Here is a 20503-nt window from a genome sequence, read left to right as displayed (position 1 = left end):
GTCTCTGACGCCTCACCGACCACGCTAGAGTCCGATTCGCCCCGATTCCGTGGTACCGGGGGTCGAATCCCGCCGAGCGAGTGGTACCGCGGTACGACACGGGGGTCCGAGGGCCGGGAGTCGGGCGGCGGAGGCGCGGAGCGACCGGATCGGCCGCCACGACCGAACCGTGGCCAATACACACACATCCTGCGCACCGAAATGACATGGACCATTCATCTACGCGGCGTCTACGGCGCCCGGAAGCGACAGCATCCAGCCATTGACTCTCCCCTCGCGGGGACGCCGTTCCCGCACATGTCGCTGCATGTCCCATGGGGGGCCATACGTGGTGTCCGCGGTAGAGGGGCCCGGCAGACCGGGACCCGGTAACTTCGAAGATCCCCAACGGCCGTCGCCGCGAAGGGCGTTCGCCGCCCGCGGCATCGGGGACCGCATCTTCCGTTACCAGTTGACGGCCACCGGCGTCGCGGTCCTCGCCATCATGGCCGGAGTTGGCCTGTTCCTGCTGCTCCGGGCCGGGCAGGCGCTGCGGGTCAGAGGGTTCCGCTTCCTCACGACCGCGCAATGGCAGCCGGACGTCCACAACTTCGGCGTCGCGGCCGTCCTCACCGGGACGCTGCTCATCGCCGCCGTCGCCGTGACGATCTCCGTGCCGCTGGCCGTCGGCACGGCGCTGTTCATCTCCGACGTGGCACCGCGCCCGCTGCGGCGCACGCTCGTGACCATGGTCGACCTGATGGCGGCCGTACCGTCGGTGGTGTACGGGCTGTGGGGGCTCTTCTTCCTCCAGCAGCACGTGATCGGCCTGTCGCGGTGGCTCTCCGACTGGTTCGGCTGGATCCCGTTCCTGAAGGTGGACGGCACCCAGCCCGGCGAGCCGCTGGCCTCCGAGAGCGTGTACACCGCGTCGGCGTTCATCGCCGGCCTGGTCGTGGCGCTGATGGTGGCGCCGATCCAGTGCTCGGTGATGCGCGAGGTGTTCGCGCAGGCCCCGGCCGGTGAGCGGGAGGGCGCGTACGCCCTCGGCGCGACCCGCTGGGGGATGATCCGCTCGGTCGTCCTGCCGTACGGCAAGGGCGGGATCATCGGCGGGACCATGCTGGGGCTCGGGCGGGCGCTCGGCGAGACCATCGCCGTCTACCTGATCATCTCGCCGGTCTTCGCCATCCAGCCGCACATCCTGCAGACAGGCACGAACTCCGTCTCCTCCCTGATCGCCCTGCACTACGGCGACGCCTCCGACTTCGGCATGTCGGCGCTGATGGCGGCGGGTCTGACGCTGTTCCTGCTGACCCTGGCGGTCAACTTCACCGCGTCGTCGATCGTGGCCCGCTCCCGGTCCGGCGCCCAGAGCGAGGCCTGAGATGACCGTCGTGGAAGACAACGCCGTACGAGACGCCGCCGAGGAGGCCGCGGGGAGCGCGCGGCCCGCGCCCGGACTCCCCGACGTCCCCCGCCGGATCGGCGGCCCCACCCGCTCGGGCGTGCTGGCCCTGACCGGCGCCGTCGCCTCCGGACTGTGCACGGCCGTGCTCCTGTTCGGCGAACTCGCCCCGTTCTCGGGCGGGTTGGGCTTCACGGTCACGGCCTACCTCGTCTTCCTCCTCGTCTACGGCGTCCTCACCGGCCTGGAGGAGGACGGTCAGGCGGTACGGGACCGGGTGATGACGGTCGTCCTGTGGAGCGCGGCCACGCTGCTGTTCGTCGCCCTCGCCCTGGTCGTCGGCTTCACCGCCTGGCGGGGGCGCGAGGCGCTGCCGCACGGCAACTTCTTCACCCAGGACATGCAGGAGGCGGGCCCGCTCGACCCGCTCACCCACGGCGGCATCGCGCACGCCATGCTCGGCACCCTCATCATGATCTCCATCGCCCTGGCGATCACGGTCCCGCTGGGCCTGGCCTGCGCGGTGTACCTGAACCAGATCCCGGGCCGCTTCTCCCGGTTCGTGCGCACGATCGTCGAGGCGATGACCGCGCTGCCCTCGATCGTGGCGGGCCTGATGGTGTACGCCGTCTGGATCCTCGGTCTGGGCATGCAGAAGTCGGGCCTCGCGGCGGGCTTCGCGATCAGCGTGATGATGCTGCCGATCGTGATCCGGGCGGCCGACGTGGTGCTGCGGCTGGTGCCGGGCACGCTGACGGAGGCGGCGGAGGCGCTGGGCGCCCCGCGCTGGCGGACGGTGTGGCACGTGGTCCTGCCCACCGCCCGCTCGGGCCTCGCCACGGCCGTCATCCTCGGCACCGCCCGCGGCATCGGCGAGACCTCGCCGGTCCTGCTCACCGCCGGCTACACGGCCTCGCTGAACGCCGACCCCACCAGCGGCCCGATGGTCTCCCTGCCCCTGGCCGTCTTCAACTTCGTCAAGTCGCCCCAGCCGGCGATGATCGCCCGCGGCTTCGGCGCGGCGGCCGTCCTGATGGCCCTCGTCCTGGTCCTCTTCGCGATCGCCCGCGTCATCGGTGGCCGGGGCCCCGGCCACCAGAGCAAGCGGCAGGCGCGCAGGGCGCTGCGCGCGTCCCGCCGGGACGCGCAGCGGTTCGCTGACCTGCACGCACCGGGCCTGACCTTGTTCGACAAGGCACCGGAAGCCTCCCCGGAGGACCGACACCCCGCATCCGAAAACGCCCCTGACGGAGACGACAACTGATGCTCAGCCACATCACGACCGCCCTACGACGGCTGGGCATCCTGGCCGCACTGCTCGGCATCCTCGCCAGTACCGCGGCCACCCCCGCCGCCGCCGACAGCTACACCCCCATCGCCGGCGCGGGCTCCACCTGGGCCGAGAACGCCGTGGACGAGTGGCGCCGCGCGGTGAACCAGTACGGCATGCGCATCAGCTACGCCGGCGCCGGCTCCTCCGACGGCCGCCGCCAGTTCCTGAGCGGCACCGTCGACTTCGCGGTCTCCGACATCCCCTTCCAGACCCACCCCACCGACGGCTCCGCCGCCGAGCGCCCCGCACCGGGCTCGTACGCCTACATGCCGATCGTGGCCGGCGGCACCGTGTTCATGTACCACCTGACCGTCAACGGCAAGCGGGTCGACAACCTCCGTCTGTCCGGCGACGTCGTCACGAAGATCTTCACCGGGGTCGTCAAGAGCTGGGACGACCCGGCGATCCGGGCCGACAACCCCGGCCTCCAGCTGCCGCACCGCGCCATCGTGCCGGTCGTCCGCTCCGACGGCTCCGGCTCCACCGCCCAGTTCACGCTGTGGATGGCCAACCAGCACAAGTCCCTGTGGCAGGCCTACTGCCGCAAGGTCGGCCGCTCGGGCGCCTGCGGCCAGACCTCGAACTACCCGCCCACTTCCGGGATGATCGCCCAGTCCGGCGACCTGGGCGTGGCCGGCTACGTCGCCCAGAACTACGGCGAGGGCGCGATCGGGTACGTCAACTACTCCTACGCGCTCAACGCGCACTACCCGGTCGCCAAGGTCCTCAACCACGCGGGCTACTACACCGAGCCGACCCCGCAGAACGTCGCGGTCTCGCTGCTCAAGGCGCGGATCAACACGAACAAGAGCTCACCGGACTACCTCACCCAGCAGCTCGACGGCGTCTACAACGACACCGACCGGCGCAACTACCCGCTGTCCAGCTACTCGTACATGATCCTGCCGCTGAAGGTGCAGGGCACCTTCACCAAGGTCAAGGGCAAGACGCTGGGCGCGTTCTCGTACTACTTCATGTGCCAGGGCCAGCAGCAGGCGCCCCAGCTCGGCTACTCGCCGCTGCCGATCAACCTGGTGCAGGCGGGCTTCGACCAGATCCGCCGTATCCCGGGCGTGCAGGCGCAGAACATCAACATCCGCCGCTGCAACAACCCGACCTTCACCACCTCCGGCCGCAACCGGCTCGCCGAGACCGCGCCCTACCCGAAGCCCTGTGACAGGAAGGGCGCCCCGCCCTGCACCACGGGCAGCGGCGGCGCCAGGCCGGACGGCGGCAGCGGTGGTTCGAGCGGCGGTGCCTCGGCCGGCGGCTCCACGAGCGGCGGCGCCTCCGGCTCCGGCGGCACCGGCAGCGGCACGGGCGGCCCCGCGGGCGGCGGCCCGTCCGTCGACCCGGACACCGGGCAGACCCTCGCGCCGGGCACCGCCTCCGCCGGCGGCGGCTCGGGCGCGGGCGGTACGGCCACCGGTGGCACGGTCGCCCTGGCCCAGCCCGTCGCCGTCGCCGCCGGACACGGCTGGACCGCCACCCAGACGCTGATGCTGCTGGCCGCCTTGCTGGTGCTCGGACTGCTCCTGCTGCCCTCGACGGTCTCCCGCCTGGTGGGCTCCCGCTCCCAGGACCGCTCCACGGAAGGTGGGCAGCGATGACACGCGGACCGATACGCGGACCAGGACGCGGACCGATACGCCGCGCGCTGGTCCGGCTGCTCGCCGGCGCCGCCGCCGGCGCCCTCGCGGGCCTCGCCGTCGCCCAGGCGGCCCCCACCGCCAGCGCCGCCCCCACCGCCAGCGCCGCCCCCGCCGACTCGGCCGTCACCGTGTCGGGGCGGGGCGAGTTCAAGGACATGAAGTTCACGGTCAGCCAGACCAGCCGCCTCACCAGCCAGGCCATCCAGGTCACCTGGCAGGGCGGCACCCCGACCACGTTCGCCGGCACACTGTTCAACACCGACTTCGTGCAGATCATGCAGTGCTGGGGCGACGACGACCACACCGTCCCGGACAACCCCGGCCCGCCGCGCACCCAGTGCCAGTACGGCGCCTCGCCGACCACCGACCGGGGGAGCTGGCCGGGCAACATGCTGGACGACACCCGCCAGGTCTTCTACAGCGCCGATCCGACCAACTACGGCCAGGACGACCGCTACGGCGCCGCCAACCCGGGCGTGCCGGCCGAGGTCCCCTTCAAGACCGTCGACGGCCAGTGGGTCACCACCAACACCCAGAACAACCCCTACTTCAACCGCAACACCACCAACGAGGTCGACTTCGCCCGCACCGGAGCGGACGGCTCCGGCCAGGAGTACTTCGAGGTCCAGACCGCCAACGAGGCCCCGCACCTGGGCTGCGGCGCCCCCGTCACCACGGGCGGCGCCAAGACGCCCCGCTCCTGCTGGCTGGTGATCGTCCCGCAGGGCCACCTCGACCTCGACGGCAAGCCGTACGCCGACCACAGCCAGGTCAACGCGGGCTCCCCGGTGTCCTCCACCAACTGGAAGAACCGCATCGCGATCCCGCTGCACTTCAACCAGGTCGGCACCAACTGCGCGCTCGGCGCGAGCGAGCGTCCCACCACCGGCAGCGAGCTGGCCGCCGACGCCATGACCAGCTGGCAGGCCGCCCTGTGCCCGAGCGGCAAGGTGTACGGCTACACGGAGATGGGCGAGCCCGACACCCGCAGCCGGCTCGGCAACGACGGCTCCATGGGGCTGGGCTTCACCACCCGCGCCCTGGGCGCCGACTACGGCTCGAGCGCACCCTCCGGGACGACCACGTACGCACCCGTGGCGCTCACCGGCACCGTCATCGGCTTCACCATCGAACGCAGACCCAAGGCCGGAGCACCGGAGAAGACGAACCGGCTCGCGGGCACCAAGGTCAAGTCGATCAAGCTGACGCCGCGGCTGCTGGCCAAGCTGCTGACGGAGTCGTACCGGAACTCCACCTGGGGCTCGGTGATCGGCGACAAGGTGGCCAAGGGCTACAAGTGGGCGCGGAACAACCCGGCGGGTCTCGCCAGCGACCCCGAGTTCATCTCGCTCAACCCCGAGTTCGCGTATCTCTCGGTCGCCGAGACCCCGGCCACCGACACCGACCTGATGACCTCGCTCGGGCACAGCGACACCGCCCGCGCCCTGTGGCAGTGGATCGTCTCCGACAAGGAGGCCCGGCAGTTCCTCTCGGGCGTCTCCGACGACTGGGGCATGCGGGTCAACCCGTACTACAGCACCAACACCGAACTGAACCCCGCCGGTCTGGCCTTCGACCCCGCGCACGTGGACGACTACCCGAAGAGCGACCCCTGGTGCACGGTCCCGCCCGGTACCGGCGCCCCCGAGACCGCCAAGCAGTGCATGATCGACTTCCGTCCGTACGTGGACGACATGCACGCCGGCGCCCTGCACGCCCGGCGCGCGGACGTCCTGTGGAGGTCGTACTGGGACCCGCTGGCGAGCCCGCCCGCCTACAAGAGTCCCGGCCCGCAGACGGTCGGCTCCCGGTTCGTGATCACCGTCACCGACGCGGCCTCCGCCGCCCGTTACGGGCTGCAGAGCGCCGCGCTGCGCAACACCGCGGGCAACTTCGTCGCTCCCACCACCACGTCCCTGACCGCGGCGGCGAGGACCGCCGCCGGCAAGGACGTCGCCGAGATCACCCCGCAGAACGCCAGGGCCAAGGGCGCCTACCCGCTGGCCCAGCTGGTGTACGCGGCCGTACGGCCCGGCGCGCTGAAGGCGGACGCCCGCGCGGACTACGCGACGCTGCTGAAGTACGCGGCGGCCGCGGGGCAGGTCTCCGGCGCCGAGCCGGGCCGGCTGCCCGCCGGGTACGCCCCGCTGTCGAGGGCCCTGCGCGCCCGCACCAGCGCCGCCGCCGACGCCCTCCTGCACTACACCGGCCCCGGCCCCTCCGGCGGCACCGGCTCGGGCGGCACCACGAGCGGCGGCAGCGTCGGCGGCACCGGTGCCGACGGCGCCGGCTCGGGCGGCAGCACCACGGGCGGTGCGCCGGACGGCGGCGCGGCGGGCGGGACCGGCGGCGCGAGCGGCAAGCCCAGCCCCGCCGCGTCCTTCGGCGGCGGAAAGGCCGTGCAGACCACGGCCGCCGGAGACACCCCCGCCGACCCGGCCAACCCGCTGCGGTACGCCGTACCGGTCGGTGCCGCGCTCGGCGCGGTCGCCGGAGCGGGCGCGCCCTTCGCGGGCGGCGGGCGGCGGAGGCTCGGCTCCGCCGGCCCGGCGCTGCGCCGCCTGTGGGCGCGTCATGGCCGGCCGCGCCCAGGCGGCGAAGCCGCGGACTGACGCAGCCCCGCGCCCTCAGGGGCTGCCCCTCCCGGAGCCGAAAGGCTCCCCCACAGACGGCCGCCCGCCCCGAAAGGCAGTCGGGGCGGACGGCCCGTACCACCCTGCCAGATCCCTCTCCCGCACTCGAAGCACTACCGTCAGGAGACTCTCGATGCGCAGAACGCGCTCAACGGCGGCTCTCGTCGCCGCCGCCGTGGTGGCGGGCGGCCTGGCTCTGTCGAGCCCGGCGTACGCCGACCCCACCCCCGCCGGCACCTTCCGCAAGCTGGTCGGCGTGGGCTCCGACACCACGCAGGACGTGCTCAACGCCCTGGCCGGCGACACCGTCAACGGCAAGAGCTACGCCGCGAGCGCCGTGAAGTCGGCGAGCGGCGCGGGCGTCGCCTCCTACGACGCGATCGAGCCGGGCACCGGCTCGACCACGTCGAAGATCACCACCCGCTCGGGCGGCCCCGAGTTCGCCCGCCCGAACGGCTCCGGCGCGGGCCGCAAGGCCCTGACCGCGTCGCTCACCGGCGACAAGTGGGCGGACTCCAACGGCGTCGCCATCAAGGGCCAGGTCGACTTCGCCCGTTCCTCCGGCGGCCCCAGCTCCTCCGGCAACGCGCTCACCTACATCCCGTTCGCGCGGGACGCGGTCGGCGTCGCGGTGCGCGGCACGGGTCTGGACAAGCTGACGGTGCAGCAGCTGCACGACGTGTACGCCGCCGGTTCCGACCACAAGGTGAACGGCGTCGTCGTACACCCGCGCATCCCGCAGGCCAACTCCGGCACCCGCAAGTTCTTCCTGAACGCGATCGGTCTGAACGACAGCGACGTCGACCCGACCATCCCGACCGTCCAGGAGAACCAGGCCGACTCGGCGCTCACCGAGGACAGCACGCTCGTGCCGTTCTCGGTCGGCAGCTGGATCGCCCAGAACAACGACGTCGCCCCCGACTACAGCAAGGACGCGGCGGCGGCCGGCGCCCACCTCGCGGCCGTGCGGCTGCCCGGCGACACCGGCGACACCGTCCCGGTGACGACGGTGAACGGCAAGCTCGCCCCGGTCAACGCCTACTACGAGAACGCCACCTTCGGCCGCGACGTCTACAACGTCGTGCCGTCCCGGGCGATCGACCCGACCAGCATCTTCTTCGACAAGGACCTCTACGACGTCTTCGTCACCAGCGGCAGCCACACCGCCGCGCTGGCCTCCGACGCCGCCGAGAAAGTCATCGCCGACTTCGGCTTCGTCAACGAGCCGTACAACGGCTCCGTCAGCCTGGCCAGGCACGCCAAGCTGGGCGGCCTGGAGGGCTCCTCCGCGGACGCCTCCACGCCCGCCGCGCCCACCCTGAAGGCCACCGTGGGCGACGCGAGCCTGAAGCTGTCCTGGACCGCCCCGGCCCGGACCGCTCTGCCGCTCACCGACTACCGGATCACGCTCACCGGTCCGGACGGCGGTGTCGTCGGCGTCAAGGACGTCCCGGCCAACGCCACCTCGTACACCTTCACGAACCTGGCCGTCGGCAGCTACTCCGCCTCCGTGGCCGGCGCCAACCTCAACGGCCAGGGCACCCCGGCCAACTGGTCCGGCACGGTGAAGTTCGCCAGCACCACCACGGCGACCGCCGCCACGACCGCGTACGGCAAGACCCCGAAGGTCGCCGTCACCGTCAAGGGCTCGCACGGCGTGGCCCCCACCGGCAAGGTCACGGTGAAGGAGGGCTCCACGGTCCTCGGCACCGGCACCCTGGACGCGTCCGGCAAGGTCACCCTCGGCCTGTCGAACCACCTCAAGGTCGCCACGCACACGCTGTCCGTCTCCTACGGCGGCACCGCCAAGCTCAACGCGTCCTCGGCCAAGGTCTCCCTGAAGATCACCAAGGCGACGCCGTCCGTCAGCACCACCGCGCCCTCCTCCGTCAGCCACACGGCGAAGGCGAAGGTCACGGTCAAGGTGACGGCCACCGGCACCACCCCGACCGGCACCGTCCGCGTCTACGAGGGCACGAAGGTGATCGCCACCGGCACGCTGAGCGGCGGCAAGGTGACCATCACCCTGCCCAAGCTGAGCCGTGGCAAGCACACCCTGCACGCGTTCTACGCCGGCTCGTCGACGGTCTCCTCGAAGTCCGGCGCCGGCTTCACCATCAAGTCCACCTGACCCGCCCGGCTGCCGGGGAGAGAGCACCGTCTCCCCGGCAGCCCCCCACACCGAAGGAGGCGGGCCGCCGTGACCGTCGCCGCACCGACCACGCTCGCACCGGCCGCGCCGCGCATCCGCGTGGACGGCGTCACCGCCGTCCGCCACCTGGCCCGCGGCGCCCTGCTCAGCCTCGCCGCGCTGCTGCTCGGCATCACCGCCCAGCTGCTGCTCGTCAGCGGCATCCAGCAGCACAGCACGCAGCACGCCGCGTTCGACGAACTGCGCTCCCAGCTCGCCCTGGGCACCGCGCCCGTGGCCCAGACCGGCCCGGACGGCAAACTGCTCGCGCCGGGCACCCCGCTGGCGATCGTCGACGTACCGGCCCTCGGTCTGAGCCAGGTCGTGCTGGAGGGCACCGACTCGTCCGTCATGACCGACGGCCCCGGCCACCGCCGGGACACCCCGATGCCCGGACAGGCCGGCACCAGCGTCCTGATGGGCAGGGCGGCCGCGTACGGCGCCCCGTTCGGGCATCTGTCCGCCCTCGCCGAGGGCGACACCTTCACCGTGACCACCGGGCAGGGCAAGGCCAAGTACCAGGTCCTCGACGTACGGCGGGCCGGTGACCGGGCGCCCGTGCCGCCGGCCGCGGGCAAGGGCCGCCTGGTGCTGGTCACCGCGACCGGCCCCCGCTTCATGCCGTCCGGTGTCCTGCGCGTGGACGCCGACCTGATCTCGGCGCCCTTCCAGACCCCGGCGGCGGTCATCCGCGCCGGCACCCTGCCGGAGTCCGAGGAGCCGCTGGCCCGCCCCTCCGGGGTGCCGTGGCCGCTGGTGCTGTGGCTCCAGGCGCTGCTCCTCGCCTCCGTCGCCGCCGTGTGGGCCTGGCACCGCTGGGGCCGCCACCAGACGTGGATCGTCTTCGCGCCGGTCGTCGCCGTGCTCGGCCTCCAGGTGGCCACGCGCACCACCGAGCTGCTCCCGAACCTGCTGTAACCCTTCCGACCCGCCGGACCCCGAGGTGGCCACCATGACCGACACCGCCGTACTGCCCGTCGCGAGCGCCGTCCCCGGCGCCGCGCCCGCCACCCTGGATGCCCGGGCCGTCTCCGCCTGGTTCGGTAGCCACCAGGTGCTCAGCCAGGTCTCGCTGACCATGCCCGCGGGCCGGGTGTCGGCCCTGATCGGCCCCTCCGGCTGCGGCAAGTCGACGTTCCTGCGCACCCTCAACCGCATGCACGAGCTGATCCCCGGCGCGGCCTTCGGCGGCGAGGTGCTCTTCGAGGGCGAGGACATCTACGCCCCCGAGCGCCGGCTGACCGACGCCCGCCGGAAGATCGGCATGGTCTTCCAGAAGCCCAACCCGTTCCCCGCGATGTCGATCTACGACAACGTGGTGGCGGGCCTCAGGCTGACCGGCACCCGGACGAGCCGCCGCGAGAAGGACGTGCTGGTGGAGGAGTCGCTGACCCGCGCCGGCCTGTGGAAGGAGGTCCGCGACCGGCTCCGCAAGCCCGGCGGCGCGCTCTCCGGGGGCCAGCAGCAGCGCCTGTGCATCGCCCGCGCGCTGGCCGTACGACCCCGCGTCCTCCTCATGGACGAGCCGTGCTCGGCGCTCGACCCGACGTCCACCCGCCGGGTCGAGGAGACCATCCACGAGCTCGCCGGCCAGGTCACGATCGTCATCGTCACCCACAACATGCAGCAGGCGGCCCGCGTGTCCGACAGTTGCGCCTTCTTCCTCGCCGAACAGGGAACCCCCGGCGCGATCGTCGAGCACGGCCCCACCGAGCAGGTCTTCAACGCCCCCGTGGACCAGCGCACGGCGGACTACGTGGCGGGCCGCTTCGGCTGAGGCGTTCCCCGACCGAGACATTCCCCCGACTGAGACATTCCTCGCCTGAGACATTCCTCGCGGGCCGCCGGAGTCCGGCACTCACGACGTCGGCTGCCGACGGCCCGCACGTGTCCCCACCAGCGCGCCCCGCACGGCCGATCTCGTACGTCGGCCATCATGGAGGGGGCCGCGCTCACGTCCACCCAGGCCGGCCCAGCAGGACCCTACGTACTGTAGGTTCCGAACCGCCATCGGCCACACGTCAGCTCAACGGGGGACGCATGCAGGACACGGAAACGGGGACGGCCGAGCCGAGCCCGTCGGCGGGAGTCGACGTGCGCAGCCTCACGCCCACGCTGACCCTGCTGGTCGGCAGCCTGATCATCGCCGCCATCGGCGTGTACGAGCTGTGCGGCTTCGGGCTCACCGCGCTCGCCCGGCGCCCGCACCTGTTCAGCGACGGGCTGGCCACCGGCGGGGTGATCGTCGCCGTGGTCGCGGCCGGGGCGGCGGTCGGCAACCTGGCATGGATGATCGCGGCGGCCCGGCGCGGTACGGATCGCTCCGGATGCGGTACGGATCGCTCCGGATGAGGCCGTCCCTCGCGGCTCCTGCACGACCGTATCCGCAGCACCCTACAAGCTGTAGGGTTTCTGTGGCCCCGTCCCCTCCCCCAAGGTGCCCGCCACCATGCCCGCTCGAGGTTCGACCCTGATCTCCCCACAGGCTCGCACGCAACGCAAGCCCCGCCCCCAGGTCCCGTTCCTGCCGGCCGACACCGGCCCGCTGCGCAGACGGGCGGCGGCGGCGACCGTCTGGTACCTGCGGCTGATGGCCGTGCTCAACATCGTCGCGGTCCTCTCCCTGCCCTTCCGCGAGGAGGTGCACGAGCACAATGTGGGCGAGTTCTTCACCCCGTACCTGGCCACCGCCGGTCTGGTCTCCGCGGCGCTCGCGCTGTTCCTCGCGGTGGTGATGCGCCGCCGCAAGCGTGCGGCCTGGGTCTTCAACCTGCTCCTCGCCGGCCCGCTGTTCTGCCTCTACGCCCTCGCCCTGACCCGCTCCTCCTACGGCGAGCACGTCTTCAACTGGCTCTCCGCCGCCCTCACCGGCCTGTTCGTGCTCGCCCTGCTGGTGGGCCGGCGCGAGTTCGACGCCATCGGCGACCGCTCCAACTGGCGCCTCGCGCTCGCCGCCGGCGCGGGCGGCTCGCTGATCAGCGCCACGCTCGGCGTGCTGCTGGTGCACTTCACGAACAGACTCACCGGCGCCGGCCTGTGGGACGAGATCGCCTACACCCTGCTGCGCGGCATCAGCGTCGGCCCGCTCGCCGACCGGGTTTCCGCCGTCCACGCCCCGCGCTGGGCGGACGTGATCGTCAACGTCCTGATCGCCGCGACCTTCCTCCTGGTCCTCTACGCCTGCTTCCGGGCCCCGCGCGGCGAGTCCCTGCTCTCCGAGGAGGACGAGCAGCGGCTGCGCGGCCTCCTCGACCGGCACGGCGAGCGGGACTCCCTCGGCTACTTCGCGCTGCGCCGGGACAAGGCCGTCATGTTCTCGCCCAGCGGCAAGGCGGCCATCACCTACCGCGTCGTCGGCGGCGTCAGCCTGGCCTCGGGCGACCCGATCGGCGACCCCGAGGCGTGGCCCGGCGCCGTCGACGCGTGGCTGGCGGAGGCCCGCCGGCACGCCTGGACCCCGGCGGTCATGGGCGCGAGCGAGGAGGCGGGCACGATCTACGCCCGGCACGGCCTGGACGCCCTGGAACTCGGTGACGAGGCGATCGTCGACCTCGCCGACTTCACCCTGGAGGGCCGGGCGATGCGCGTGGTCCGCCAGGCCCACAAGCGCGTGCGGCGAGCCGGCTACTCCGTCCGCATCCGCCGCCACGAGGACATCCCCGACGACGAGATGGCCCTCCTCGTCGACCGCGCCGACCACTGGCGCGACGGCGCCACCGAGCGCGGCTTCTCCATGGCCCTGGGCCGCCTCGGCGACCCGGCGGACGGCCGCTGCATGATGCTGGAGTGCCGCGACGGGGACGGCGTCCCCCGGGCCCTGCTCAGCTTCGTCCCCTGGGGCGAGAACGGCCTCTCCCTCGACCTGATGCGCCGCGACCGGGGCTGCGAGAACGGTCTGATGGAGTACATGGTCGTGGAACTCCTCCTGCGCGCCGAGGAGCTGAAGGTGCGCCGGGTGTCCCTGAACTTCGCGATGTTCCGCTCGGTCTTCGAACGCGGCTCCCGCCTCGGCGCGGGCCCCGTCCTCCGCCTCTGGCGCTCGATCCTCACCTTCTTCTCACGCTGGTGGCAGATCGAGTCCCTCTACCGGGCCAACGCCAAGTACCGCCCCGTGTGGGAACCCCGCTTCCTCCTCTTCGCCAAGACCGCCGACATCCCCCGCATCGGCCTGGCCAGCGCCCGGGCCGAAGGCTTCCTCACCCCCCCGGCCCTCCCCCGCCGCACCCCGAAATCCCCCTGACCTCGCATCCCGGGGGCGACAACCCGCAAGCCCCCGACGGCGAGAACCCACACAGGGGCCACCCGCACCCGCCCACGCACCCGCACGGGTGGTGCGGGTGGGAAAACCCCCGAACAGACCACCGCAAGCCGCCGACGGCGAGCACCCCCAAAAGGGCCACCCGCACCCGGCAACGAAACCGGCACGGGCCGGGCGGGTGGGAAAACCCCGCCAAGGCAGCGCGGCTACCCGCCCCCGACCGTGAACCCGATCACCGCCCCGCCGCCCTCCCGCCGATAGGCGAACGGCGCACCAGCGTGCGCCATGGCGACCTCGCGGACGATGGACAGACCGAGCCCCGACCCCGGCAGGGACCGCGCGTCGGCGGCCCGGTAGAAGCGGTCGAAGATCCGGATGAGATCGCCCTCGGCGATACCCGGCCCCCGGTCCAGCACCTCCACCCGCACCGTCCCCGACCGCGCCGGCCCGGTGATGTTGACCTCGATCGGCGCCTTCGCGTCCCGATCGAACTTCGCCGCGTTCTCGACCAGGTTCGAGATCGCCCGCTGCAGCATCCCCGGCCGCCCTTCGGTGCTCGTGTCACCGCTCGCCCGCAGTACGATCTCCCGCCCGGTGCGCCGCCGCGCGAGCCCCACCACGTCCTCGGCGACCTCGGCGACGTCCACCCGCTGCGGCGGCTCGGTGTCCGACTCCCCCGCGGCGAGATCGACCAGCTCGTTGACGAGGTCGGTCAGCTCACGGGCCTCCTGGCCGAGGTCGGCGACCAGCTCGTCACGCGCGTCGGGCGGCAGCTCGTCGATGCGCCGCAGCAGGGAGATGTTCGTCCGCAGCGACGTGAGCGGCGTCCGCAGCTCGTGCCCCGCGTCCTGCACCAGCCGCCGCTGGTCCTCCTCCGACTGCGCGAGCCGCCCCAGCATGCGGTCGAAGGCCCGCCCGAGCCGTCCGACCTCGTCAAGACCGGCGACCGGCACCTCGATGCCGAGCCGGCGGGTGCGGGCGACGACCTCGGCGGCGGAGGTCAGCATCACCAGGCGCCGGGTGATCCGGCGCGCCAGCCACCATCCGAACAGCCCGGCCGCGACCACGACCGCCGCCATCAGGATCAGCGTCCGCTGCTGAAGGGCGCGCAGCAGATCCTCGGTGTCGCTGAACTCCTGCGCCACCTGCACCGCGCCCTTGCCGTCCCCGAGCGAGACGGTGGCGACGCGGAACAGGTCCTCCCCGACCCGTACGTCCTTGTGCTCGACCACCTTCCCGGCCGCTTGCGCGGTGGCCACCCCCCGGTCCCGGGAGGTGACGGGCAGCGCCGGGCTGCCGTGGTCGATGACCTGCCCCATCGCGCCCAGCACCTGAACGTCGGTGCGGGCGGGCCGCACCAGGTCATGGCCGGGCCGGGAGGAGGAGAAGTCCTCCGGGACCATCTCGTGCTGGCGCACCTCGTCCCGTACGTCCTGCACGACCTGCGTGAATATCGACTGCTGGTCGACCCGGACCAGCCGTGCGGCCGAGCCGTACGACAGGATGCCGACGAGGATCGTGACGGCGGCGGTGACGGCCGCGAAGGACACCGCGAAGGTGGTGGTGAGGGAGACCAGCTTGGGCCGGGACCAGGCCCCCGGCCGCCGGGAGCGGCCCACTACTCCTCCCGCAGCACGTAACCCACGCCCCGCACGGTGTGGATCAGCTGCGGGGCGTCGGGCTCGTCCAGTTTGCGGCGCAGGTACCCGACGTAGACGGCGAGGTTCTTGGAGCCGGGGCCGAAGTCGTAGCCCCAGATGCGGTCGTAGATCGTCGAGTGGTCGAGCACGATCTCCGCGTTGCGCACCAGCAGCTCCAGCAGCTCGAACTCGGTGCGGGTCAGCTCCAGCTCGCGCTTGCCGCGCCAGGCCCGGCGGGCCTGGAGGTCCATGCGGACCCCGGCGGCCTCCACCTGCCGGTCCGAGACCTGCACGTCCCGCCCGGCGTCGCCGCCGCTGCCCGCGCCGCCGGCGCCCGCGGGCACCGGGCTGGTACGGCGCAGCAGCGCACGCAGCCGCGCGAAGACCTCCTCGACGTCGAAGGGCTTGACCACGTAGTCGTCGGCGCCGGCGTCCAGGCCCGCGATGCGGTCGGCGGTCTCCACGAGGGCGGTGAGCATCAGGACCGGGGTGCGGTCGCCCTCGGCCCGCAGCACCCTGCAGACCTGGAGCCCGTCGATGCCCGGCATCATCACGTCGAGCACGAGCACGTCCGGCGGGGTCTTGTGGGCCTGGGCGAGCGCCTCGATGCCGTCGGCGACCGCCGTCACCTCGTACCCCTCCAGGGTCAGGGCACGCTCCAGGGCATGACGGATGGCACGGTCGTCTTCGGCGAGCAGCACAGTCTGGGGCACGCCTCCAGTCTGCCAAGACCTGCGACGGTTCGACCGGGTCGAGCGGGCCTACGATCACCCTTTTTACCGGCCTCTAACCGTCACACAGACAACCGGCCGCCCGCCCCTACCGTCTTCTCACCCTGTCCTCTCACCCCGCGGGCCGCAGGGTCACCCCGCGGGCCGTAGGGCGGCGAGCTGGTCCGCGAACGGGACCACGGTAAAGTCGTCGACCTCGACGCGGTCCGCCCGCTCCTTTCCGGCCGGGCCCGGACGGGCGCCCGAGAGCCCCGTCATCAGCGCGGACAGCTCCCCGGCGGCCCGCTCGACCCGCTCCGGCAGCCCCTCCGCGCCCCAGTCCTCCGAGGCGGCGTACACCGCGGTGGGGACGACCACGGCCCGCAGGTACGTGAAGAGCGGACGCAGCGCGTGTTCGAGGACCAGCGAGTGCCGGGCCGAACCGCCCGTGGCGGCGATCAGCACCGGCTTGCCCGCCAGCGCGTCCTTGTCCAGCACGTCGAAGAACGACTTGAACAGTCCGCTGTACGACGCGGTGAACACGGGCGTCACGGCGATCAGTCCGTCCGCCTCGGTCACCGCGTCCAGCGCCGCCGCCAGCTTGCGTCCGGGGAAGCCGTTGGTGAAGTTCTGCGCGATCTCGACCGCGAGGTCGCGCAGCTCGACGACCTGGACGTCCACGGGCGTCCGGTGCTCCACGGCGGCGGCCAGCCGGTCGGCCAGCAGCCGGGTGGAGGAGGGGACGCTCAGCCCCGCGGACACGACGACGAGCTTCATGCGGCGCTCACCTCGTTCTCGACCTTCTCGTCGCTCTTGTCGATCTCGTTGTTCTTGGCGGTCTTGTCCGCCTTGTCCGCCTTGTCGCTCTCGTTCTTCCGGGCCAGCAGCGAGGCGTGGGTCGGCGCCTCCGGCACGTTCGCCGGACGGCCCTTCGCGAACTCCTCGCGCAGGACCGGCACGACCTCCTCGCCGAGCATGTCGAGCTGCTCCAGCACGGTCTTCAGCGGGAGTCCCGCGTGGTCCATCAGGAACAGCTGGCGCTGGTAGTCACCGGCGTACTCGCGGAAGGCCAGCGTCTTCTCGATCACCTGCTGCGGGGACCCGACGGTCAGCGGGGTCTGCTCGGTGAAGTCCTCCAGCGAGGGCCCGTGCCCGTACACCGGCGCGTTGTCGAAGTACGGCCGGAACTCGCGCACCGCGTCCTGGGAGTTCTTCCGCATGAACACCTGGCCGCCGAGGCCGACGATCGCCTGCTCCGGGGTGCCGTGCCCGTAGTGGGCGAACCGCTTCCGGTAGAACTCGACCATCCGCTTGGTGTGCTCGGCCGGCCAGAAGATGTTGTTGTGGAAGAAGCCGTCGCCGTAGTACGCGGCCTGCTCCGCGATCTCAGGGGAGCGGATGGAGCCGTGCCAGACGAACGGCGGCACGTCGTCCATCGGACGCGGCGTGGAGGTGAAGCCCTGCAGCGGGGTGCGGAACTTGCCCTCCCAGTCGACGACGTCCTCGCGCCACAGCCGGCGCAGCAGGGCGTAGTTCTCGACGGCGAGGTTGATGCCCTCGCGGATGTCCTGACCGAACCAGGGGTAGACCGGCCCGGTGTTGCCGCGGCCCATCATCAGGTCCACCCGGCCGTCGGCCAGGTGCTGGAGCATCGCGTAGTCCTCCGCGATCTTCACCGGGTCGTTGGTGGTGATCAGCGTCGTGGACGTGGAGAGGGTCAGCTTCTCCGTCTGCGCGGCGATGTAGCCGAGCATCGTGGTCGGGGACGACGGCACGAACGGCGGGTTGTGGTGCTCACCCATCGCGAAGACGTCCAGGCCGACCTCCTCCGCCTTCCGGGCGATGGCGACCATGGCCTTGATCCGCTCACGCTCGGTCGGCGTCCGCCCCGTGGTGGGGTCCTGCGTGACATCACCGACGCTGAAGATCCCGAACTGCATGGTCGCTCACCCTCCAGGTTGTTGACCGTTCAACTATACCCTTCGAACGGTGACCCGGTCCGGGCTATTCCCGAGTTCTTCAGTTCTTTTCCGAGAGACGTGACGGCGCCTGGACCAGGCCTACACCCGCCCCTCCCGGAGCCGGGCGATCTGCTCCCCGCCGAACTCCACGGTCCGCGCCATGTGCCGGACGATCACGGCCAGCTCGGTGTCGTCCAGGTCGTCGAAGATCCTCGACCAGTCACCGGCGAGGCCGTCCCACATCCGCCCGAACTCGGCGATCTTCTCCGGCACGGTCACCACCAGCACCCGCCGCCGGTCCGCCTCGTCCCGCCGCCGTACGACGTACCCGGCCCGCTCCAGCCGGTCCACCAGCCGGGTCGCCGACCCCGTCGTCAGCCCCGTCAGCTCCGCGACCCGGCCCGTCGTGACCGGCTCCCGCTCCAGCGTGAGCAGGTTCAGGCACTGCAGATCCGTGGGATGCAGCCCGATCCGGTCCGCGACGGCCTGGTTGAACAGGGCGTACGAGGCCATGTACCGACGGGAGACCACGTCCAGCTCCGCCAGCAGCCTGGACCTCGCGGTCCCGTTCCCGGCCATGCCGCACTCCCCTTTCGTCTGCGTGATGCAGAGATCGTACGACGCCGTCGCCGCCGCCCCCGGAGGCCAGGGACGTCAGAAGGAGTACGCGTCCCCCGTGTCCAGCACGAGCACCGCCAGCCGGTCGTCGGACCGGTCAGCGTCCACCACGCCCCCGGCCCAGGCGGTCTCCACCTCCACCGTCACCTCGTCCGGCCGCCCCTTCAGCCGGACCGGCACCCGGATCCGCTTCCCCACCCCGCCCACGGCCAGCGCCCCCGTCGCGCACACCACCGACCGATCGTCCGTCCGCGCACACCCCGCCGGCAACCGCTGCCGCTCGGCCAGCGGCACCGACCAGGTCAACCGCACACTCGCGTCCGGTACGGCCGTCGGCCCGTTGTTGCGCGGGGTGAGCCGTACCTCCATCAGGTCCCCGTTCAGCACGGCGCTGCCGTGAAAGGACAGGTCGCCCCTGGGCCCGGACACGGCCCACACGGACCCGCCCGCCCCGAGCACGGCACCCGCGCACACCACCGGCACCACCCACGCCCTCATCCGCACGACTCCCACGCTCCACCGACTCCGTACGCTCCGCCGACTCCGCACGATCCGCACACCCCTCGCCACTCGCCGCATGCCGCATGCCGCATGCCCATGCCGTGTCGCCGCATCCGTCGCGGCTGCACACCTCTCGTCCCTCACGTCACACCTGTACGGATATATGCCACGCGCTCCGCCCACCAGGCGCCTTCCAACAGGTGACACCTGGGTCCGAACCCGAATCCCGCCCCCCGAGACCCACGTGCGAAGCTGCGCCCATGTCGATCCTGCGCTCCGCCGCCCTCTTCGTCGTCGCCGCGATCTTCGAGATCGGCGGCGCATGGCTGATCTGGCAGGGCGTCCGCGAGCACCGGGGCTGGCTGTGGGCGGTCGGCGGGGTCCTCTCCCTCGGCGCGTACGGATTCGTCGCCACCTTCCAGCCGGACGCCCACTTCGGCCGCATCCTCGCCGCGTACGGCGGGATCTTCGTGGCCGGCTCCATCCTGTGGGGCGTGGTCGCCGACGGGTACCGCCCCGACCGCTGGGACATCGCGGGCGCGCTGATCTGCCTCGCCGGGATGGCCGTGATCATGTGGGCGCCGCGAGGCAACGCCTGACCCTCGCCTAGGCTGGACCGAGCCCGCCACAGACGCACCCCAGGAGCAGCCCATGGCCACCGCCGCCCCGTCCGGCGCCTCCCGCATCGCCGTCGTCACCGGTGCGAGCAGCGGCATCGGCGCCGCCACGGCCCGACAGCTCGCCGCGGCCGGCTACCGCGTCGTCCTCACCGCCCGCCGCGAGGACCGCATCGAGGCGCTGGCGAAGGAGATCAACGCGGCGGGCCACTCGGCCACGGCGTACCCGCTGGACGTGACCGACCGCGCGGCGGTGGACGAGTTCGCGTCGGCCTTCACGACGATCGGCGTCCTGGTCAACAACGCCGGCGGAGCCCTCGGCGCCGACCCGGTGGCCACCGGCGACCCGGCCGACTGGCGCACGATGTACGAGACGAACGTCATCGGCACCCTCAACCTCACCCAGGCCCTGCTCCCCAAGCTGGAGGCGAGCGGCGACGGCGTGGTGGTCGTGGTCTCCTCCACCGCCGGCCACGGCACCTACGAGGGCGGCGGCGGCTATGTCGCCGCCAAGCACGGCGCCCACGTCCTCGCCGAGACCCTGCGCCTGGAGATCGTCGGCACACCGGTCCGTGTCGTCGAGATCGCGCCCGGCATGGTCCGGACCGAGGGGTTCGCCCTGACCCGCTTCGGCGGCGACACCGACAGGGCCGCCAAGGTCTACGAGGGCGTGGCCGAGCCCCTCACCGCCGACGACGTGGCCGAGACGATCACCTGGGCGGTCACCCGCCCCAGCCACGTCAACGTGGACCTCCTGGTACTGCGCCCGCGCGCCCAGGCCTCCAACACGAAGGTGCACAGGGAGCTGTGATGCCGCACGAGCACTCCCCGGAGGCAGCTGCGGAGAGGCCGTCCGAGGAGTCCCTGGAGAAGCGGCGGCTGGCGCAGGAGACGAAGAACGAACGCCAGGTCTGGTACTTCCTGGCGTACTTCCTCTTCGGCATCCACTTCGTGGCGTTCGTGATGATCTACGCGGTGCGCCACGCGAAGTGAGCCGCGCCG

Annotated in this window: 18 protein-coding genes; 12 read left to right on the top strand and 6 right to left on the bottom strand. The window is 72.2% G+C overall.

The genetic code is table 11. The features are described from left to right. Positions 1 to 307 precede the first annotated feature (307 nt). The 9 genes from pstC (at position 308) to ACWD5D_RS25830 (ending at position 13436) form a co-directional block, all read left to right on the top strand. Complete coding sequence (gene pstC / locus ACWD5D_RS25870; RefSeq protein ID WP_451375131.1) at positions 308 to 1366, top strand: phosphate ABC transporter permease subunit PstC; 1059 nt, start codon at positions 308 to 310, stop codon at positions 1364 to 1366. Between the two features lies 1 nt (position 1367). After that, the gene (pstA, locus tag ACWD5D_RS25865) at positions 1368 to 2651 is read left to right on the top strand and encodes a phosphate ABC transporter permease PstA (protein WP_451375130.1); all 1284 of its coding nucleotides are present in this window, start codon (positions 1368 to 1370) and stop codon (positions 2649 to 2651) included. Next, positions 2651 to 4330 (top strand): phosphate ABC transporter substrate-binding protein PstS, encoded by a 1680-nt coding sequence (locus ACWD5D_RS25860; protein WP_451375129.1) that lies wholly within the window; start codon positions 2651 to 2653, stop codon positions 4328 to 4330. Before pstA ends, ACWD5D_RS25860 begins: the two co-directional genes overlap by 1 nt. Then, positions 4327 to 6984: a hypothetical protein gene (locus ACWD5D_RS25855; RefSeq protein WP_451375128.1), complete on the top strand. Its 2658-nt coding sequence runs from the start codon at positions 4327 to 4329 to the stop codon at positions 6982 to 6984. Before ACWD5D_RS25860 ends, ACWD5D_RS25855 begins: the two co-directional genes overlap by 4 nt. Positions 6985 to 7138: 154 nt before the next feature. Next, a complete protein-coding gene (locus tag ACWD5D_RS25850) occupies positions 7139 to 9136 on the top strand; it encodes an Ig-like domain repeat protein (protein WP_451375127.1) in 1998 nt (665 codons plus the stop codon). 69 nt (positions 9137 to 9205) lie between these two features. Then, the gene (locus tag ACWD5D_RS25845) at positions 9206 to 10114 is read left to right on the top strand and encodes a sortase (protein WP_451375126.1); all 909 of its coding nucleotides are present in this window, start codon (positions 9206 to 9208) and stop codon (positions 10112 to 10114) included. 34 nt (positions 10115 to 10148) lie between these two features. Further along, complete coding sequence (gene pstB / locus ACWD5D_RS25840; RefSeq protein ID WP_451375125.1) at positions 10149 to 10973, top strand: phosphate ABC transporter ATP-binding protein PstB; 825 nt, start codon at positions 10149 to 10151, stop codon at positions 10971 to 10973. 263 nt (positions 10974 to 11236) lie between these two features. Next, positions 11237 to 11548: a hypothetical protein gene (locus ACWD5D_RS25835; RefSeq protein WP_451375124.1), complete on the top strand. Its 312-nt coding sequence runs from the start codon at positions 11237 to 11239 to the stop codon at positions 11546 to 11548. 97 nt (positions 11549 to 11645) lie between these two features. Continuing rightward, positions 11646 to 13436, top strand: coding sequence for a phosphatidylglycerol lysyltransferase domain-containing protein (locus ACWD5D_RS25830; RefSeq protein WP_451375123.1), 1791 nt, complete (start codon positions 11646 to 11648; stop codon positions 13434 to 13436). Between the two features lie 224 nt (positions 13437 to 13660). Here ACWD5D_RS25830 and ACWD5D_RS25825 read toward each other — a convergent pair whose 3' ends face one another. The 6 genes from ACWD5D_RS25825 to ACWD5D_RS25800 all read right to left on the bottom strand — a co-directional run bounded on the left by ACWD5D_RS25825 (position 13661) and on the right by ACWD5D_RS25800 (position 18896). After that, positions 13661 to 15073: a HAMP domain-containing sensor histidine kinase gene (locus ACWD5D_RS25825; protein WP_451375122.1), complete on the bottom strand. Its 1413-nt coding sequence runs from the start codon at positions 15071 to 15073 to the stop codon at positions 13661 to 13663. After that, complete coding sequence (locus ACWD5D_RS25820) at positions 15073 to 15807, bottom strand: response regulator transcription factor (protein ID WP_451375121.1); 735 nt, start codon at positions 15805 to 15807, stop codon at positions 15073 to 15075. Before ACWD5D_RS25820 ends, ACWD5D_RS25825 begins: the two co-directional genes overlap by 1 nt. A gap of 150 nt (positions 15808 to 15957) precedes the next feature. After that, the gene (locus ACWD5D_RS25815; RefSeq protein ID WP_451375120.1) at positions 15958 to 16581 is read right to left on the bottom strand and encodes an FMN reductase; all 624 of its coding nucleotides are present in this window, start codon (positions 16579 to 16581) and stop codon (positions 15958 to 15960) included. After that, positions 16578 to 17744: an LLM class flavin-dependent oxidoreductase gene (locus tag ACWD5D_RS25810; RefSeq protein WP_451375119.1), complete on the bottom strand. Its 1167-nt coding sequence runs from the start codon at positions 17742 to 17744 to the stop codon at positions 16578 to 16580. The genes ACWD5D_RS25815 and ACWD5D_RS25810 overlap by 4 nt, the downstream gene beginning before the upstream one ends. Positions 17745 to 17864: 120 nt before the next feature. After that, the gene (locus ACWD5D_RS25805; RefSeq protein ID WP_451375118.1) at positions 17865 to 18344 is read right to left on the bottom strand and encodes a MarR family winged helix-turn-helix transcriptional regulator; all 480 of its coding nucleotides are present in this window, start codon (positions 18342 to 18344) and stop codon (positions 17865 to 17867) included. A 75-nt stretch (positions 18345 to 18419) separates the two neighbouring features. Then, positions 18420 to 18896, bottom strand: a complete 477-nt coding sequence (locus ACWD5D_RS25800; RefSeq protein WP_451375117.1) for a hypothetical protein — start codon at positions 18894 to 18896, stop codon at positions 18420 to 18422. Between the two features lie 248 nt (positions 18897 to 19144). Here ACWD5D_RS25800 and ACWD5D_RS25795 point away from each other — a divergent pair, with 248 nt between their 5' ends. Genes ACWD5D_RS25795 through ACWD5D_RS25785 form a run of 3 tightly spaced genes read left to right on the top strand, consistent with a single transcriptional unit; the run spans position 19145 to position 20494 of the window. Beyond that, positions 19145 to 19483 carry a YnfA family protein gene (locus tag ACWD5D_RS25795; protein ID WP_451375116.1) on the top strand — a complete coding sequence of 113 codons (339 nt, stop codon included), beginning with the start codon at positions 19145 to 19147 and terminating at the stop codon, positions 19481 to 19483. 52 nt (positions 19484 to 19535) lie between these two features. Then, positions 19536 to 20312: an SDR family NAD(P)-dependent oxidoreductase gene (locus ACWD5D_RS25790; RefSeq protein WP_451375115.1), complete on the top strand. Its 777-nt coding sequence runs from the start codon at positions 19536 to 19538 to the stop codon at positions 20310 to 20312. Then, complete coding sequence (locus ACWD5D_RS25785) at positions 20312 to 20494, top strand: hypothetical protein (RefSeq protein ID WP_451375114.1); 183 nt, start codon at positions 20312 to 20314, stop codon at positions 20492 to 20494. Before ACWD5D_RS25790 ends, ACWD5D_RS25785 begins: the two co-directional genes overlap by 1 nt. The last annotated feature ends 9 nt before the right edge of the window (positions 20495 to 20503 follow it).

It is taken from the genome of Streptomyces sp. NPDC002520 (genome assembly GCF_053595235.1).
Note: the sequence above shows the minus strand (reverse complement) of the source record. Positions and strands in the feature narration are given on the sequence as shown.